Origin of the sequence: Thermobifida sp. (assembly GCF_017577275.1) — a bacterium.
GTDB lineage: Bacteria > Actinomycetota > Actinomycetes > Streptosporangiales > Streptosporangiaceae > Thermobifida > Thermobifida fusca.
This window is the reverse complement of record NZ_PITY01000025.1, coordinates 18,069-33,906: the sequence shown is the minus strand read 5'-3', so window position 1 is coordinate 33,906 and position 15,838 is coordinate 18,069. Positions and strand designations below refer to the sequence as shown.

General features: G+C 69.5%; 18 protein-coding genes. 1 reads left to right on the top strand and 17 read right to left on the bottom strand.

Translation table 11 applies throughout. The features are described from left to right. Window positions 1-11 precede the first annotated feature (11 nt). The 10 genes from CW348_RS12840 to hisI all read right to left on the bottom strand — a co-directional run bounded on the left by CW348_RS12840 (window position 12) and on the right by hisI (window position 7,624). Window positions 12-1,025, bottom strand: a complete 1,014-nt coding sequence (locus tag CW348_RS12840; RefSeq protein WP_011291615.1) for a DsbA family protein — start codon at window positions 1,023-1,025, stop codon at window positions 12-14. Between the two features lie 111 nt (window positions 1,026-1,136). Next, window positions 1,137-1,712 carry a MauE/DoxX family redox-associated membrane protein gene (locus CW348_RS12835; protein ID WP_011291614.1) on the bottom strand — a complete coding sequence of 192 codons (576 nt, stop codon included), beginning with the start codon at window positions 1,710-1,712 and terminating at the stop codon, window positions 1,137-1,139. A gap of 198 nt (window positions 1,713-1,910) precedes the next feature. Beyond that, window positions 1,911-2,723: a tryptophan synthase subunit alpha gene (gene trpA, locus CW348_RS12830; protein WP_011291613.1), complete on the bottom strand. Its 813-nt coding sequence runs from the start codon at window positions 2,721-2,723 to the stop codon at window positions 1,911-1,913. Beyond that, entirely contained in the window at window positions 2,720-3,958 is a 1,239-nt protein-coding gene (gene trpB / locus CW348_RS12825) for a tryptophan synthase subunit beta (RefSeq protein ID WP_011291612.1), read from the bottom strand. The genes trpA and trpB overlap by 4 nt, the downstream gene beginning before the upstream one ends. A 353-nt stretch (window positions 3,959-4,311) precedes the next feature. After that, on the bottom strand, window positions 4,312-5,118 hold the full coding sequence (trpC, locus tag CW348_RS12820; RefSeq protein ID WP_011291611.1) for an indole-3-glycerol phosphate synthase TrpC: 807 nt from the start codon (window positions 5,116-5,118) through the stop codon (window positions 4,312-4,314). Between the two features lie 202 nt (window positions 5,119-5,320). After that, window positions 5,321-5,785, bottom strand: a complete 465-nt coding sequence (locus CW348_RS12815) for a DUF2752 domain-containing protein (protein ID WP_011291610.1) — start codon at window positions 5,783-5,785, stop codon at window positions 5,321-5,323. Window positions 5,786-5,792: 7 nt separating this feature from the next. Next, on the bottom strand, window positions 5,793-6,158 hold the full coding sequence (locus CW348_RS12810; protein WP_016188516.1) for a CD225/dispanin family protein: 366 nt from the start codon (window positions 6,156-6,158) through the stop codon (window positions 5,793-5,795). Window positions 6,159-6,378: 220 nt separating this feature from the next. Next, complete coding sequence (locus CW348_RS12805; protein ID WP_011291608.1) at window positions 6,379-6,666, bottom strand: HGxxPAAW family protein; 288 nt, start codon at window positions 6,664-6,666, stop codon at window positions 6,379-6,381. Further along, complete coding sequence (locus CW348_RS12800; protein WP_104612992.1) at window positions 6,666-7,277, bottom strand: Trp biosynthesis-associated membrane protein; 612 nt, start codon at window positions 7,275-7,277, stop codon at window positions 6,666-6,668. Before CW348_RS12800 ends, CW348_RS12805 begins: the two co-directional genes overlap by 1 nt. Then, the gene (gene hisI, locus CW348_RS12795; RefSeq protein ID WP_011291606.1) at window positions 7,274-7,624 is read right to left on the bottom strand and encodes a phosphoribosyl-AMP cyclohydrolase; all 351 of its coding nucleotides are present in this window, start codon (window positions 7,622-7,624) and stop codon (window positions 7,274-7,276) included. The genes CW348_RS12800 and hisI overlap by 4 nt, the downstream gene beginning before the upstream one ends. A gap of 121 nt (window positions 7,625-7,745) precedes the next feature. Here hisI and CW348_RS12790 point away from each other — a divergent pair, with 121 nt between their 5' ends. Further along, window positions 7,746-8,732, top strand: coding sequence for a hypothetical protein (locus tag CW348_RS12790; RefSeq protein ID WP_016188513.1), 987 nt, complete (start codon window positions 7,746-7,748; stop codon window positions 8,730-8,732). A 23-nt stretch (window positions 8,733-8,755) separates the two neighbouring features. Here CW348_RS12790 and CW348_RS12785 read toward each other — a convergent pair whose 3' ends face one another. From CW348_RS12785 to hisB, 7 genes are all read right to left on the bottom strand, one after another. Continuing rightward, a complete protein-coding gene (locus tag CW348_RS12785; RefSeq protein WP_104612993.1) occupies window positions 8,756-10,600 on the bottom strand; it encodes an ABC transporter ATP-binding protein in 1,845 nt (614 codons plus the stop codon). Then, on the bottom strand, window positions 10,597-12,513 hold the full coding sequence (locus CW348_RS12780) for an ABC transporter ATP-binding protein (RefSeq protein ID WP_038043579.1): 1,917 nt from the start codon (window positions 12,511-12,513) through the stop codon (window positions 10,597-10,599). Before CW348_RS12780 ends, CW348_RS12785 begins: the two co-directional genes overlap by 4 nt. 341 nt (window positions 12,514-12,854) lie before the next feature. Beyond that, window positions 12,855-13,625, bottom strand: coding sequence for an imidazole glycerol phosphate synthase subunit HisF (hisF, locus tag CW348_RS12775; protein WP_011291603.1), 771 nt, complete (start codon window positions 13,623-13,625; stop codon window positions 12,855-12,857). Then, on the bottom strand, window positions 13,622-14,359 hold the full coding sequence (gene priA, locus CW348_RS12770) for a bifunctional 1-(5-phosphoribosyl)-5-((5-phosphoribosylamino)methylideneamino)imidazole-4-carboxamide isomerase/phosphoribosylanthranilate isomerase PriA (protein ID WP_011291602.1): 738 nt from the start codon (window positions 14,357-14,359) through the stop codon (window positions 13,622-13,624). Before priA ends, hisF begins: the two co-directional genes overlap by 4 nt. 38 nt (window positions 14,360-14,397) lie before the next feature. Next, window positions 14,398-15,033: an imidazole glycerol phosphate synthase subunit HisH gene (hisH, locus tag CW348_RS12765; protein WP_011291601.1), complete on the bottom strand. Its 636-nt coding sequence runs from the start codon at window positions 15,031-15,033 to the stop codon at window positions 14,398-14,400. Window positions 15,034-15,061: 28 nt separating this feature from the next. Beyond that, complete coding sequence (locus CW348_RS12760; protein ID WP_011291600.1) at window positions 15,062-15,223, bottom strand: hypothetical protein; 162 nt, start codon at window positions 15,221-15,223, stop codon at window positions 15,062-15,064. Continuing rightward, the gene (hisB, locus tag CW348_RS12755) at window positions 15,220-15,813 is read right to left on the bottom strand and encodes an imidazoleglycerol-phosphate dehydratase HisB (RefSeq protein ID WP_011291599.1); all 594 of its coding nucleotides are present in this window, start codon (window positions 15,811-15,813) and stop codon (window positions 15,220-15,222) included. The genes CW348_RS12760 and hisB overlap by 4 nt, the downstream gene beginning before the upstream one ends. Between the last annotated feature and the right edge of the window lie 25 nt (window positions 15,814-15,838).

The window sequence follows — 15,838 nt, the reverse complement described above, 5'->3', positions numbered from 1 at the left end:
TCGGGTTTTCCTTAGGCCGGTGGGGAGGGAGACGGCGGCTCCGAGGGCGTTGCATCGGTGTCCTCCTCCGCTGCCGGACGGGTGTCGACTTGGCCGGGGGGTGCGGCCAGGACCGCCTCGCGGAAGTCGGTCGCGGAGTAGGTTTCGTTGCCCAGGAGCGTCCCGTTGATGTAGATGGACGGGGTGCCGCCGAACGCGTTGGCCCCCTCAGAATATTTGGCGTTGACCGCGGCGGTGGCGTCGAGCACGGACCGGACGTGGCTGCCGTCCATGAACGAGGAGTCCACGCCGTTGTCCTCCCCCCATTCGATGAGGTCGTTCAGCCGCATGGTGCGGAGCTGGTCCTCGGGGATCTCAGCCCGCGCCTTGGTCGACAGTTCAGGGTAGTAGTTCGTGACGAACTCCTCCACGATCTCGCTTTCGGAACGCACGCGCTCCGCGAAGGCGGGATCGGTGATGCCGACTTCTTCTCCCCAGGCGATCAGGTCGTCGACGGCGTAGCCCTGCTGGCGGGTGCTGGGCTGGTTGTCGAAGAGGATGTCGCTGTATTCGACGAACTTGCCGTGTTCGGCGGCGGCCCGGGCTGCGGCGGCCGCGCGCAGCGAGTTCGCTCCCGCGGGGTCGCCCGCGTCCGCGAAGATGCTCACCGGTCGATAGTGGACGATCGCTTCCCCTTGCGCGGCCAGTTCTTTGAGGGTGTCCCCGTTGATCATTTCGAACCGGGCGCAGTGGGAGCACTGGTAGTCGGCGTAGACCTCGACGACGGGTGCGGCGACACCGTCGAGTGCCATGACGACGCTGCCGTCCTCTTGGAGGGTTTGGGGGGCGAGAGTGCCCGTGTACTCCTCCGCGGAGGTCCCGTTGGACGCCTGCACGATCAGGTAGCCACCGCCCACGACGAGGGCGATCACGGCAACCGCCGCACCGATGGTGGCCAGGAGTCTGTTGCGTTTGGCCCGCTTTTTCTGCTTGATGCGCTCCTGCCTGAGGCGCTCGCGGTTGGTGCGCCGCGACTCCTTGCTCATCAGCCGATCACCATTCTCTTGCTGGAACCCTAGTGTTGACCGGAGCGGGGCGTGACCGCCGTCCGTGTCGCTGTGCCGTGCGGGCAGCCCGCCGGCAGAATTGGTGGATTTTTACCGTTCTTCGTCTGAGGACGAGTAGAGGCCAAGGGCCCCGTCCAGGGAGTACCGGGAACGCGGCCAGATCGCGAGGAACAGTCCCAACGCCATGAAGCCGAGGTCACGCGCGATGTCCAGCGCGTAGGTGGTCTCGTCGGCGTCGACCACGCCTCCGGTGCCGAAGCAGCCGCAGTCGATGGTGAGGCCGCGGGCCCAGGCCGAGGCGATGCCCGCGATGAAGACTGCCATGAGCAGGGCGGAGATGATCCCTGTGACCCTGGTCGCCAGCCCGGCGAGCAGGAGCAGGGCCAGGGCGAGTTCGAACAGGGGCAGGGTGTAGCCGATGAGCTGGTTGAGGGTCTCTCCGAAAAGCTCATAGGCGGCTACCGACTCGACGGAGAGCGCGGGCACGATCACTTTGGTGTATCCGGCGTATCCCAGGATTCCGGCCAGGGCTACGCGCACGATCAAGCTCAGCCATGGCTGGACTGCCGCCCACCGGGAGGTGGCGGCTGGCTCCGCCGGTGGCGCCTCGTCTCGGATGCTGTCCGCTCCGCCGCTGAGGGCGTTCTCCTCGGTGCCGGTCGACATGCCTCTCCTGAACGTGGTGGTTGGGTGTGTGGGCGCGGTGCGCCTGGCTAGGGGACGCCGCGGGAACGACAAGAGACTACTACTCTCTGTATTGAGAGAGTCACAAAAACTCAGAGTCTTGGTGCGGCGTCTCTGCACACGCACATTAGCCCTCCGGCATGTGCCGGAGGGCTGTGGCGGAGAAATCTCACCAGATTCTCACCGAGCGGCCGCACGCACCCCCGCCGCGAGTTCCGCGGCGAAGTCGCGGACCTGCTGGCATGCGGTGTCCACGTCGGGCGCGTCCAGAACCCGCTGGCAGAAGCCGGTGCCGACAATGACCCCGTCGGCGTAGGAAGCGACTTCGGCGGCTTGGGCACCGTTGGAAATCCCGAGTCCGACGCAGATAGGCAGTCCGCTGTCTCGGGTGACGGCGCGGGTGCGTTCCACGAGCCTCCGCGCGGTCGCGGCCACCTTGTCGCGGGTCCCCGTCACCCCCATCAGCGAGGCGGCGTAGACGAATCCGCGGGACGCCGCGCAGGTCTTGGCGAGCCGCTCGTCGGTGGAGGACGGGGCGACCAGGAAGATCCGGTCGATCCCCGCGGCGTCGCTGGCCTTGATCCACGGCTCGGCTTCTTCGGGGATCAGGTCCGGGGTGATGAGTCCCGACCCTCCGGCGGCGGCCAGGTCGGCGGCGAACGCGTCCACCCCGTACTTTTCGATGGGGTTCCAGTAGGACATGACGAGGGCCGCGGCCCCGGCGTCGGCGACGGCGCGCACCACGGCGAGCACGTCCTTAGGGGTGGTGCCCGCGGCGAGCGCCCGGTCAGCGGCCTGCTGGATCACGGGGCCGTCCATGGTGGGGTCGGAGTAGGGGAACCCTACTTCGATCACGTCGCAGCCGCCCGCCACCATGGCTTGGACGACCCGGATGGAGGACGCGACGTCGGGGAAACCGGCCGGGTAGTAGCCGACCAGTGCGGCTCGCCCTTCTGCTTTGGCTTCGGCGAGTTTGCGGCGCAACACGGTCATCGGTCCTGCTTCCCCTCGTCGTCGAGCAGCCCGAAGTAGGTGGCGGCGGTCGTCATGTCCTTGTCGCCGCGGCCCGACACGTTGACCAGGATGGTGGCGTCCGGTCCCAGTTCGGCTCCGATCTTCCGGGCCCCGGCGAGCGCGTGCGCGCTTTCAATCGCCGGGATGATGCCTTCGGTGCGGCACAGCAGGCGGAACGCTTCCATGGCTTCCGCATCCGTGATCGGAGCGTAGGTGGCGCGTCCGCTCTCGGCCAGCCAGGCGTGCTCGGGGCCGACCGCGGGATAGTCGAGCCCGGCGGAAATGGAGTGGCTGGGCACGGTCTGTCCGTATTCGTCCTGCAGGACGAAGGTGCGGGCGCCTTGGAAGACGCCGACGCTTCCGCCGGTGATGGAAGCGGCGTGGCGTCCCGTGTCCAAGCCGTCGCCGCCCGCTTCGAACCCGTACAGCCGCACGGACTCGTCGGGGATGAACGCCGCGAAGATCCCGATGGCGTTGGAGCCGCCGCCGACACAGGCGGCGACCGCGTCCGGGAGGGCCCCGGTGCGGTCCAGGACCTGCTGGCGCGCTTCTGCGCCGATGATGTAGTGCAGGTCGCGGACCATGGACGGGAACGGGTGCGGTCCGGCGACCGTCCCCAGCAGGTAGTGGGTGGTCTCGACGTTCGTCACCCAGTCCCGGAAGGCCTCGTTGACCGCGTCTTTGAGGGTCCGGCTGCCCACGGTGACCGGGATGACTTCGGCGCCGAGCATGCGCATGCGGGCGACGTTGAGGGCTTGCCGGCGTGTGTCTTCCTCGCCCATGTAGATCACGCATTCCAGTCCGAGCAGCGCGCACGCGGTGGCGGTGGCCACGCCGTGCTGCCCGGCCCCGGTCTCGGCGATCACCCGGGTCTTGCCCATGCGCTTGGTGAGCAGCGCCTGGCCGAGCACGTTGTTGATCTTGTGCGAGCCCGTGTGGTTGAGGTCTTCACGTTTGAGCAGGATCCGGGCCCCGTTGCAGTGCTCGCGGAAGTTGTGGGCTTCGGTGAGCGGGCTGGGGCGGCCCGTGTACTCGGTGAGGAGACGCTGCAGTTCCGCCTGGAAGTCCGGGTCGTTCTTCGCTTTCTCCCAGGCCACGGCGACCTCGTCGAGCGCGGCGACCAGGGCCTCTGGGCTGAACCGGCCGCCGAACCGGCCATAGTGCCCGCCCTCACCCAGGTAGGGAGGCACGGGAAGTGTGTTGTTGGTTGTCATCAGGTCTCCAGGTGCCCTGGCGGGGGCACGGCATCGGGTGGACGGTCGGTCGCGGCAGAACCCGCTTCCGCCAGCCGGACAGAGCAGTGGGGCTGTGTGGGACGTCCGCGGTCGCCCTGCGGGGCGGGTGGACCGGGGAGCGGTCGTCGCGCGCCTCGCCGGTTCCTCGACGCGTATCGCTCCCGGAACGGCGCTGCGGATCACGCCGCGCCTACCGACAGTATGCCGGGAAACGTCCCCGCCGCGGGTAGCGCGTCAGGGACGCTCCGCCAACCACCGGGCATGGGCTCTCCGGCGCCCGTGCCGGACCGCGGCGGTCCGCAGGGCGCACGGAGAGGGTCCGTGGGCGGCGGTCAGTGCCGGTCCCGCAGCGCGGGGTGGGCACCTGCCGTGACCAGGTCGGCAACGGCCTCGCGGGGTTTGCGTCCGATGACCAGGCTCTCCCCCACCAGGACGGCGTCGGCTCCCGCGCTCGCGTAGGCGAGCAGGTCGTGGGGTCCGCGCACCCCCGACTCGGCGATCTTGATCTTGTCGTCGGGGATCAGCGGAGCCAACCGGGCAAAAGTGCCGCGGTCGACCTTCAAGGTCTTCAGGTCCCGAGCGTTGACACCGATCACCGTGGCTCCGGCGTCCAAGGCACGTTCGACCTCTTCTTCGGTGTGCACTTCGACGAGCGGAGTCAACCCGAGGGATTCGGCCCGCTCCACCAGGGAGACCAGGGCGTCCTGGGACAGCGCAGCCACGATGAGGAGGACCGCGTCCGCACCGTAGACCCGCGCCTCCCACAACTGGTAGGAGCTGACCACGAAGTCCTTGCGCAGCAGCGGCGTGTCCACAGCGGCGCGGACCGCCGCCAGGTCGGCCAGGCTGCCGGCAAAACGGCGCTGCTCGGTCAGGACGCTGATCATGCAGGCGCCGCCCGCGGCGTAGTCGCGTGCCAGCGCGGCGGGGTCAGCGATCGCGGCGAGAGCGCCCTTGGAAGGGCTGGAGCGCTTCACCTCGGCGATGACCTGGACTCCGGGAGCGCGTAGCGCCGCCACCACGTCCTTGGGCCACGGTAGGGCCGCGGCCTGCTCTTTGAGCTTATCCAAGGGCACGGCGGCCTGGCGTTCCGCGAGGTCCGCGCGCACTCCGTCGATGATCTCGTCGAGCACGCTCACGTAAGGGGGCCCCTTCTGCTGTCGACTGGGTCACTGGGAGTGAGAGCGCTCACTCCCGCCGTATGTCCCGATCGTATCCATCCCAGGACTCTTTCGGACACCGGTACCGCTCTTTGCGGTTTTCCGCGGGCAGACGGACGGTTTTCCGCTGTTTCGGTGGCGGCCCGCGGCTGCCGCTCCGACAGTAGTGCTCGGGACCCGGTTACGACAGGATCGGCGCGGGGACCCCGCCGGGGGCGAGGAAGGTCGCGAAGGGGAGGTTGCGCACCACCCAGAAGACGAGGATGGCTCCGGGCAGGGCCCACGTCCAGAACGGATGGAGCGGCGCGGGCGGTGCGGGAGGCGTGGGCGGCGGGCGGAAGGACCGGTACACCCAGCGCACGTAGGCGAACGCGAGGAACGGCAGTACGGCCAGCAGCAGGAGGTTCATCTGCGCGGCGCCGACAATGTCGAAGTAGGTGAGCGCGTGCAGCGCCCGGGTGGTCCCGCAGCCCGGGCAGTAGGTTCCGGTGACCGTCAGCCACGGGCAGACGGGATAGCGCCCCGGCACGTTGGGGTCGACGACGTGCACGACGACCGCGCCGAGGAGGCCGAGAACGCCGAGAGCGAGCGGCGCCGCCGCAGGATGCAGGCGGCGCCGTCTCTCTGGTATCGACGGCTCGACCATGGTGTCGTCAGGGAGTGGTGTAGGGGTAGGAGGGATCGCTGGTGACGGCGGCGCCCAGCATGACCGTGAAGATGATGCTGAGCAGCAGCATGACGATCCCGATGGCGAAGCCGATCACGCCGATGATCCCCAGGATCTTGGCGGTGCTGGACGCACTCTCGGCTCCGGCGTAGTCACCCATCTCCCACTTCTTGTTGACTTGAAGCGAGAAGACCAGGCCGATGATGCCGATGACCGTGCAGCCGAGGATGCCCAGGATGTTCATCCACAGGTAGTTCTTGGGCGGCTGCGCGGCAGGCTGACCCCCGCTGGGGTAGCCGGGGGGCGGGGTGAAGCCACCGGGGGGCGGACCGGGCGGAGGACCGTAGCTCATCGTTCGTGTCTTTCCGTAGTTGCGTTTCTTCAGGACGCGTCGCAATCCAGGGAGAGGATCCAACGGGTGTCACGGTTGAACCTACTGCCCCGGATGCACACGAACGACCGAATAATGCCAGATTTTTGCGCGCTATGCCTGGCTTGGTCTGGCAGCGGGAGCAGCGGCCCTCACCATCCGGTTGCTCCGGTCCCCGGAACAAGTCCCGGAGACCGGGCGGTCACACCGTTGCTTTCTCGCTGTTCTTGGTCTGCTGGGCGAGCTTCGCCTCGTACTCTTCGCGGGTCATCGGGCGAGGGCGGGGCGCCTTGCGACCCAGTCCCGCTTTCTTCATCACACCGGCCACGACAGCACACACCACGCTGGCGCCCAACCCGACCAGGGTGCAGGTGAGGAAGTTCAGACCAGCGATGATCGCAACCGCGGATGCAAGCCAGACGACGATCCACGAGATGGTGAGGAACCAGCCGGCAACGGTGTTGCCGTGGTCGTCATGGTGTTCGGCCATCAACGCTCCTTAGGTTCAGCGTTCTCATCGGTGGGATCCGCGCCGCTGTCGAGCGACCGCCACAAATCTGCGGGAGCACCGGTACGGGTCGCGCGGGGGGCGCTGTGGCGATCGTACCGACTGCTCATGACCGGCCATGCAGTACCCCTGACCAGGGTCAGCACCCCTGCGACGCACAGCAGTACCGCGCCTGCGCCCGCCAGGACAGGCCACTGCCATGCCACAGCGGGGTCGCCCAGTGTCCCCTCCACGGTGGTGGCCTGCTCCGCGGCAGCCGCCAGCGCCGTGGGGCGTATTCCCAGCACAACAGCGGTGCCGGCACCGACCCCCAGCAGCACGACCAGGGCCCCCACGGCTCGCCGTGCCGCTCCCCTGGTCGCTACCACCGCCGCGAGCGCGGCGAGCGCGGTCCAGCCCAGCGCGGAAGAGACCGGGGCGAGCTCGGCGGCGGACAGTTCCACGGTGACGGGGGCGAGGTCCTCGGCCAGGTCGATGCGGACCGCAGCCCACACCTGCGGGGCAGCGGCGAGCAGCGCGACTGCGCCCAGCGCGAGCAGGGCAAGCGCGGCCAGGTACTCGCGGCGGACCGGGCGAGGAGTGCTGTTGCTCACAGCAGCCGGTCCGCGTCGAAACAGGTGCGGTCCCCGGTGTGGCAGGCCCCGCCGGTCTGGTCGACTTTGACGAGCAGGGTGTCGCCGTCGCAGTCGAGGGACACCGAGACGACCCGCTGGGTGTTTCCCGACGTCGCGCCTTTGACCCAGTACTCGCCTCGGCTGCGCGACCAGTAGGTGGCGGCCCGGGTGGTGAGCGTGCGGCGCAGCGCTTCGTCGTCCATCCAGGCGAGCATGAGGACCTCCCCGGTGTCGTACTGCTGCACGATGGCGGGGACGAGTCCGTCAGGGGTGCGTTTGAGACGTGCTGCGATTTCGGGGTCCAGTTGGGGAGGGCTACCGCTCATACCTGCAAGCCTACGGCTGCGGGATCGCGTTCCCGGACCGGGCTGTGCTTATCTGGGGCGGGAAACGCACCGCGACGTGCGGGCGGCTTCCCGCCACCGCGCGCACCGTCGAGGAGGAGCCTTGGTAACCGTCGACCAACTCGCGACCGACCTGTCCGCTAAAGCCGCGGCTTTGCACCGGCTGGCCGACCACCTGGCCCGAAACGACCCGTACACGGCGCTGCCGTCCCTGTTGGACGACGAGCCTGCCGCGGTCGTGCTGCTGGGGGTGGGGGCGGGCTACTACGCGTGCCAGGCCGCGGGCATGCGGCTGCGCCGCGCCGGCCTGGGAGCGTTCGCGGAATCAGCGACCCGGGCCCAGCTTCCCCCGGGCGGTCCGGACACGCTGGTGGTCGCGGTGGCACTGGGCAGCGGGCGGCGGGAGCTGTGCGAGTCGCTGGAGCACTATGCGGGCTCCAGCCCGGTGATCGTGCTCGCCGAGTCCCCGGAGGCTCCGGAGGCCCGCTACGCCGATATTGTGGCGCCCCTCATGGCCGGGGATACCGCGCGGGAACTCGAGGTCCTGGCCTACCAGCAGGCGGTGGCGCTGCTGCTGGTGCTGGCGGCCCGGCTGGGCGCGTCCACTCCCGGGGTGGCTGACCCGGCGGCGACCCTGCGCCGTGCCGCGAACTCGATCACCGACCTGTGGGAGCGCTCCCCCCACTGGGTGCCCGCCCTGGCTCAGACGCTGCACGGGCCTGCGGGCACCGCCCTGGTGGCGCCCGCGGAACTGCTGCCTGCTGCCCAGTTCGGCGCGTTGACGCTGCGGCGCGGCCCGGTCCTGGTGGCGCACGCCTGCGAGACCGGGGAATGGTCGCACGTCGACCGCTACCTGGCTGCGCTCCAGGACTACCGTGCCCTGCTGTTCACCGGGTCGCGGTTCGACGAGCGGTTCGCCGCCCACCTGACTGCGCTGCGCGGCGTCTTCGCCGCCGTAGGGGGCGACGTGCCGGGGGCGGCGATGAGCCTGCGCTACCCGGGCGAGCAGGATCCAGACGTGCGCCTCCTCGTGGACCCGCTGGTCAGCGAACTGCTCGCCCTGCACTGGTGGCGGGAGCGCGACGCCTGATCCAACCGCGGACCGCAGGCTGCTCACGCGGAGCTGCGCACCCAGGAGGCGTGCAAGTCCGCGTACACGCCGGGACGGGCGACCAGTTCGGCGTGGGTGCCGCGCTGGACGATCCGGCCGCGGTCGAAGACCAGCACTTCGTCGGCGGCCTCCGCGGTGGGCAGCCGGTGCGCGATCGCCACCGAAGTGCGGCCCCGGGTGAGGAGGTCCAGGGCGTGCTGGATGCGGACCTCCGTGGCCGGGTCGACCGCCGAGGTGGCCTCGTCCAGGATGAGCAGATCGGGGTCGGCAATGTAGGCCCGGATCAAGGCAACGAGCTGCCGCTCCCCCGCGGACAGGGACTCGCCGCGCTGCCCCACGGGCGTGGCCAGGCCGTGCGGTAGGCCCGCCAGCCATTCGCTGAGCCCCAACTGGGTGATCGCCTCGGTGATCTGCTCGTCGGTGGCCTCAGGCCGAGCGAAGCGGATGTTGTCGGCCAGAGTGCTGTCGAACAGGAACCCTTCCTGGGGGACCAGCACCACGCGGGAGCGCAGCGAGGAGAACGCCACTTCGCGCAGGTTCACCCCGTTGAGCAGGATCTTGCCTTCGTCCGGGTCCATGAGCCGGGTAAGGAGTTTGACGAAGGTGGTCTTGCCGGAACCGGTCTCCCCGACCACGGCGACACGGCTGCCCGGGGCGATCTCCACGGTGATGTCGTCGAGCACGCGGGGGCCGCCGGGGTAGGCGTAGTTGACGTGGTCGAAGCGGATGGAGATCGGGCCGTGCGGCAGGGGGGTGCCGGAGGCTCCCGGATCCGCGATGTCGGGTTCGGTGTCGAGGACCCCCAGGACCCGTCGCCAGCCCGCGATCGCGTTCTGGGCTTCGTTGAAGATCTCGGTGGCCATCGTCATGGGGGCGACGAACAGGTTGATGAGGAACAGGAAGGCCACGAGCTGTCCCGCGGTGAGCGAGCCGATGACCCCCAGCCAGATACCGACCGCGATGACGACCGCGTAGGTGAACGCGGAGACGAGCTCGGCCAGCGGGGAGACCGCCATGGAGAGGCGCTGGGCTTTGACTTGGGCGTTGCGGGTGGCCAGTACGGTCCGGTCGATGCGCCGCGCCGTGCGCTCCTCGGTGCCGTAGGCGCGGATCACCGCGGCGCCCACCACGGTCTCCCCGATGACGCCGAGCATCTCCCCCGTGCGTTCCCGGACTTTCAGGTAGGCCTTGGAGAGCAGCCGCTGCAGCCAGCGCACCCCGAAAAGCAGGGGCAGGAAGCACACCCACACCAGCAGGGTCAACTGCCAGGAGTACACGGCCATGAGCACGGTGGCGATCGCCAACTGGCCGGTGCTGACGATGAGCAGGATGCCGCCCCACTGCATGAAGGTGCTGATCTGGTCGACGTCGCTGGTGACGCGGGAGACCAGGGCGCCTTTGCGTTCACTGTTCTGGGTGAGCACCGACAGGTCGTGCACGTGGCGGAACGCTGTGCGGCGCAGCGTGGCCAGCCCGGATTCGGTGGACTGGTAGAGGCGCGCGTTCATCAGGTAGGAGCACAGCGCGGTGACGACGACCAGGGCTGTGCAGAGCGCGACCGTGGCCACCACGAAGCCGATGTCGGGTCCGCCTTCGGCGAGCAGCCCGTTGTCGATGATCTGCTGGACGGCGAGCGGCACGATCACTTTGCCGAGGGTCGCCACCACGGCGAGGGCCACGGTCACCGGCAGGCCGCGAGTGAATTCGGGGGACAGGGCGACCCCGCGGCGCAGAGTGGCCCACGCTGACTCGGTAGACCGGTGCAGGGCGGGCGCGGTGGGCGCAGGCGTGGAAGCCTCCGCGGGGGCCTGGGCGGGGGAAGTCCGGGTACGGGTCGGGGCGCTCATCGGACAGCCTCCTGGTCGGCGGATCGGGACGCGGCGGCAGCGCGCCGTTGGGCAGCCTGCTCGTAGGCGGTGACGAGACGGCGGTATCCGGGGGAGCGGGCCAGCAGCTCTTCGTGGGTGCCCCGGTCGCGGACTGTGCCTTGTTCGAGGTAGACGACTTCGTCGGCGAGTTCGATAGTGGCCCGGCGGTAGGCCACGACCACGACGGTGGCTCCCGCCAGGTCGGCTTCCCGTAGCCCGCCGAGAATCCGGGCTTCGACCTGGGGGTCGACCGCGGAGGTCGCGTCGTCCAGGATGAGCAGTCGGGGTCGGCGCACCAGGGAGCGGGCCAGGGCGAGGCGCTGCCGCTGCCCGCCGGACAGGCTGGTGCCGCGCTCCCCCAGCCGCGTGTCGAGCCCTTGGGGCAGGGCCGCCACGAAAGAGTCGGCGTGGGCGAGGCGCAGGGCCTGCCAGACTTCGGTGTCGTCGACGTCCAAGCCCAGGGTGATGTTGTCGCGGACAGTGTCGTCGAAGATGAACGTCGTCTGCGGCACGAGCGCGATAGCGCGGGCGAGTTCCCCGGGGGCGTAGCGGCGGGCGTCCACCCCGTTCACCAGGACGTCGCCGTGGTCGGGGTCGACGAGGCGGGCCAGCAACATGGTGAGGGTGGACTTCCCGGACCCGGTGGGGCCGACCAGGGCGGTCACCTTCCCCGGCGCCAGGTCCAGGGTGACGTCGCGCAGCACGGTGATGCGTGGTGTTTCTTCGTTTCCGGTCGCGTCCAGGCCGCGTCCGCCTTCCAGGGTGTCCCGGCCGAGGTCGGCGGGGGAGGTGTCGGCGTAGGAGAAGCTGAGGTTGCGGACGCTTACCGCCAGGCCGCCCTCGCCGTGCAGCCGTTCCTTGCCGTAGTCGGTGCCTCCTTGCGCGTTGAGCACTGCGCTGACCCGCCGCCAGCCCACCACGCTGCGGGGCAGGTCCCCGAGCAGCCAGCCCAGGGAGCGGATCGGGAGCGACAGCAGGGTGAACAGGTAGGCGATCTGGACGATGTCGCCTGCGGTGACGTCGCCCCGCTGCAAGCGGATCAACCCGATGAGCAGCACCACGAGCACGCCCAGGTTGGGCAGTGCCTCCAGCAGCGGGTCGAATGCGGCCCGCATCCGGCCCACGCGGATCTGGGCGTCGCGGAGGCGTTCCGCGGCCCGGGTGAACCGTTCCGTCTCCATGTCTTCGCGGCCCAGGGTCTTGACGACGAGTGCGCCGTCGAAGGACTCGTGGGCGACCTCGCTCACCTGGGAGCGCAGGGCTTGCGCGTGGGTGGCTGCGGGGGACACGCGGCGCTGGAAGACGAGGTTGGCGATGGCGAGGAGCGGGAAGACGACGAAGCCCACCAGGGCGAGCACGAGGTCGGTGGCGAGCATCGCCCCCGCGGCGATCACCAGCATGGCGGTGCTGCCCACGGCCATGGGGAGCGGGGCAAGCGGCTGCCAGGTCGCTTCAACGTCGGCGTTGGCGTTGGACAGGAGCTGCCCTGCGGGGTGCCGCTGGTGCCAGGCCAGCGGGAGTTCCAGGTACCGGCGGGCGACCGCGCGCCGGTAGCGCGCCTGCATGCGGTACTGCATGAGCCCGGCGTAGAAGCGGCGCGCCCCCAGTCCGAGGGCTTTGAGGAAGCCGACCGCGAACACGACCGCGGACGCGGTGGCGACCGCGGCCACGGTGGTGCGCTGCTCCATGATGGCGGGCAGGATGACCTGTTCGGCGACGGCGCCGAGGACGGAGGCTGAGGCGACAGCGGCGACCGCGTAGAGGACTGCACCGGCCACGGCGGCACTGAAGACCCACGGTTCCGTGCGGATGGCGATCCACAGGATGCGCATCCCCTCGGTGAAGACTCGAGAGCTGACGTCGGGCTTCGCTGCGGCTGGCCCCTGCGCCATTCATCCCCCCGTTGTGTTGTCGTGGTGTGCAGTGCTCCCCTGGCAGGCGCAACGGTTCCTCACCGTACCTACCGGACCGTCAGGGTGCACCGGTCAGGTTCAGCGCCGGGGATTGCCGAACTTATTCCAGTCCGAGGGCTTGGGCTGGCCGTGCCGCTCCTGCCGGGACTGCCCCGCTCCCCCGGTTCTAGCTCGATGAGCTGGGCAGACGGGTCCGGTGTTCGACGGGGTGTGCGGCTGCTGCTGTCCGGATGCGGCCGCGGCATGGCATGCCGGTGGGGGGACGGTAGCGCGCTCCCGTCCCCCCACCGGCAGGGAACAGTCCAGGTGCGGCCCGCGGGTCAGCGCACCGGGTAGCCTTTGGCCCGCAGCTCGGCTTTGACGTCGCTGATGGTGATCTCCCCGAAGTGGAACACGCTGGCGGCGAGGACCGCATTGGCGCCCGCGTCCACGGCGGGGGCGAAGTGTTCGACCGCGCCCGCTCCCCCGCTGGCGATGAGCGGCACGTTCACCGCTTTCCGGACTGCGCGGATGAGCTCCAGGTCGAAGCCGGACTTGGTGCCGTCGGCGTCCATGGAGTTGAGCAGGATCTCCCCGGCCCCGAGCTCTTCAGCCTGCTGCACCCATTCGACCGCGTCGATGCCGGTCCCTTGGCGGCCCCCGTGGGTGGTGATCTCGAAACCGCTGGGGGTGGCCGTGCCGTTGACGGTGCGGCGCACGTCCGCGGAGAGCACGAGGACCTGGCTGCCGAACTCCTGGGCGATTTCGCGGATCAGTTCGGGCCGCCGCACGGCCGCGGTGTTGATGCTGACCTTGTCTGCTCCGGCGCGCAGGAGCCGGTCGACGTCCTCGGTGCTGCGCACCCCTCCCCCCACGGTGAGGGGGATGAACACCTGCTCGGCGGTGCGGCGCACCACGTCGTAGGTGGTCTCGCGGTTGCTGCTGGACGCGGTGACGTCGAGGAACGTCAGCTCGTCGGCGCCTTCAGCGTCGTAGCGCCGGGCCAGCTCCACCGGGTCGCCCGCGTCCCGCAGGTTCTGGAAGTTGACGCCTTTGACGACCCGGCCCCCATCCACGTCCAAGCAGGGGATGACGCGTACTGCCAGGCTCATTGGGCAACCTCGCGCACGGTAGCCAGGGCTTCTTCCAGGGTGAACGCGCCCTCGTACAGGGCGGTGCCCATGATGGCGCCTTCCACCCCTTCGGGCACGAGCGCGGCCAGTGCGCGCAGGTCGTCGAGGCTGGAGATACCGCCGCTGGCGACGACCGGCTTGTCGGTGCGGGAGCACACGTCCCGCAGCAGGTCGAGGTTGGGGCCTTTGAGGGTGCCGTCCTTGTTGACGTCGGTGACGATGTAGCGGGCGCAGCCCGCAGCTTCCAGCCGTTCCAGGGTCTCGTAGAGGTCGCCGCCGTCGCGGGTCCAGCCGCGCGCGGCCAGGGTCGTGCCGCGGACGTCCAGACCGATCGCGACCCGGTCGCCGTGTTCTGCGATGACCTTGGCGCACCAGTCGGGGTTTTCCAGCGCGGCGGTGCCGATGTTGACGCGGTGGCAGCCGGTGGCCAGGGCTGCGTTCAGCGACTCGTCGTCGCGAATCCCTCCGGACAGTTCCACTTTGATGTCGAGCTTGCCGACGATGGAGGCGAGGAGTTCCCGGTTGTGGCCGCGGCCGAACGCAGCGTCCAAGTCCACGAGGTGGATCCACTCGGCTCCGGCGTTCTGCCAGGTCAGCGCGGCGTTGAGTGGGTCGCCGTACCGGCCGCCGGTTCCGTCTTTGCCCTGGACGAGTTGGACTGCCTGGCCGCCGGCGACGTCGACGGCGGGAAGGAGTTCAAGGATGGGCGCCATGGTGGTGAACCTTTCACGGGCGTACGAGCACAGGGGCGCTACAGTGTCGCCACCCAGTTGGCGAGCAGTTGGGCGCCCGCGTCCCCGGATTTCTCCGGGTGGAACTGGGTGGCCCACAGCGGACCGTTCTCCACGGCCGCCACGAACGGGGTGCCGTGGGTGGACCAGGTAACCAGCGGCGGTTTCAGGTGCGGGCTTGTGGTCTGCATCTCCCAGGTGCGCACGCCGTAGGAGTGGACGAAGTAGAAGCGCGTGTCTTTGTCGATTCCGGCGAACATGGCGGATTCCGCGGGCGCGTCCACGGTATTCCAGCCCATGTGGGGGATGACGGGAGCGTCGAGCCGTTCCACGGTGCCGGGCCATTCCGCGCAGCCTTCGGTGACGACGTCGTTTTCGACTCCCCGTTCGAACAGGATCTGCATGCCCACGCAAATACCGAGGACGGGCCGGCCTCCGGCGAGGCGTTTGCCGATGACGCGGTCGCCGCGGAGCGCACGCAGTCCGCGCATGCACGCTGCAAACGCCCCCACTCCGGGGACGACGAGCCCGTCGGCTTCCAACGCGGTGTGCGGGTCACTGCTGATCGTGGCGTGGGCGCCGACGCGCGCCACGGCCCGCTGCGCGGAACGGAGGTTTCCCGATCCGTAGTCGAGGATGACAACGCGTGGCTGCACGGATGGACGAGCCTTCCTGTGTGGACGGTCAGAAGTAGCCGAGGCGGAGCACTCCGGCGATAAGGGCGAGGAGTGCGCAGACAGCCAACCCTGCGGCGATGACCCGGTTGATCTTCCACAGGGACAGGGTGCCGCCGACGAGCAGGCCGCTGAGGCCGATCAGCAACACCCCTATGATCGCTGTGCTCACAGCGTGCCCTTGGTGGACGGCACCCCGGTGACGCGGGGGTCGCGTTCGCAGGCGGACCGCAGCGCGCGGGCCACTGCCTTGAACTGGCATTCCACGATGTGGTGGGGGATGCGCCCGTAGGGCACGTGGACGTGCAGGGTGATCCGCGCCTGGGCGACGAAGGACTCGAAGATGTGCCGGGTCATCGTGGTGTCGTAGTCCCGGCCGATCATCGGGGCCATGCCTTCGGGTTCGGAGTGCACCAGGTAGGGGCGGCCCGAAATGTCGACGGTGACTTCGGCGAGCGCCTCGTCCAAGGGGACTTTGGCGTCGGCGAAGCGGCGGATCCCGCTCCGGTCGCCGAGGGCTTCCCGGAACGCCGCCCCCAGGGCGAGGGCGGTGTCCTCCATCGTGTGGTGGGCGTCGATGTGCAGGTCGCCTTCGGTGCGCACGGTCAGGTCGAACAGTCCGTGCTTGGCGATCTGGTGGAGCATGTGGTCGTAGAAACCGACGCCGGTGGAAATGTCGGCGGCACCGGTGCCGTCGAGGTTGACCTCGACGAAAACCTTGGTCTCGTTGGTGGCGCGTTCGACGCGGCCGATGCGGCTCATGGGCTGGTTCTCCTCGTCGTGGCGA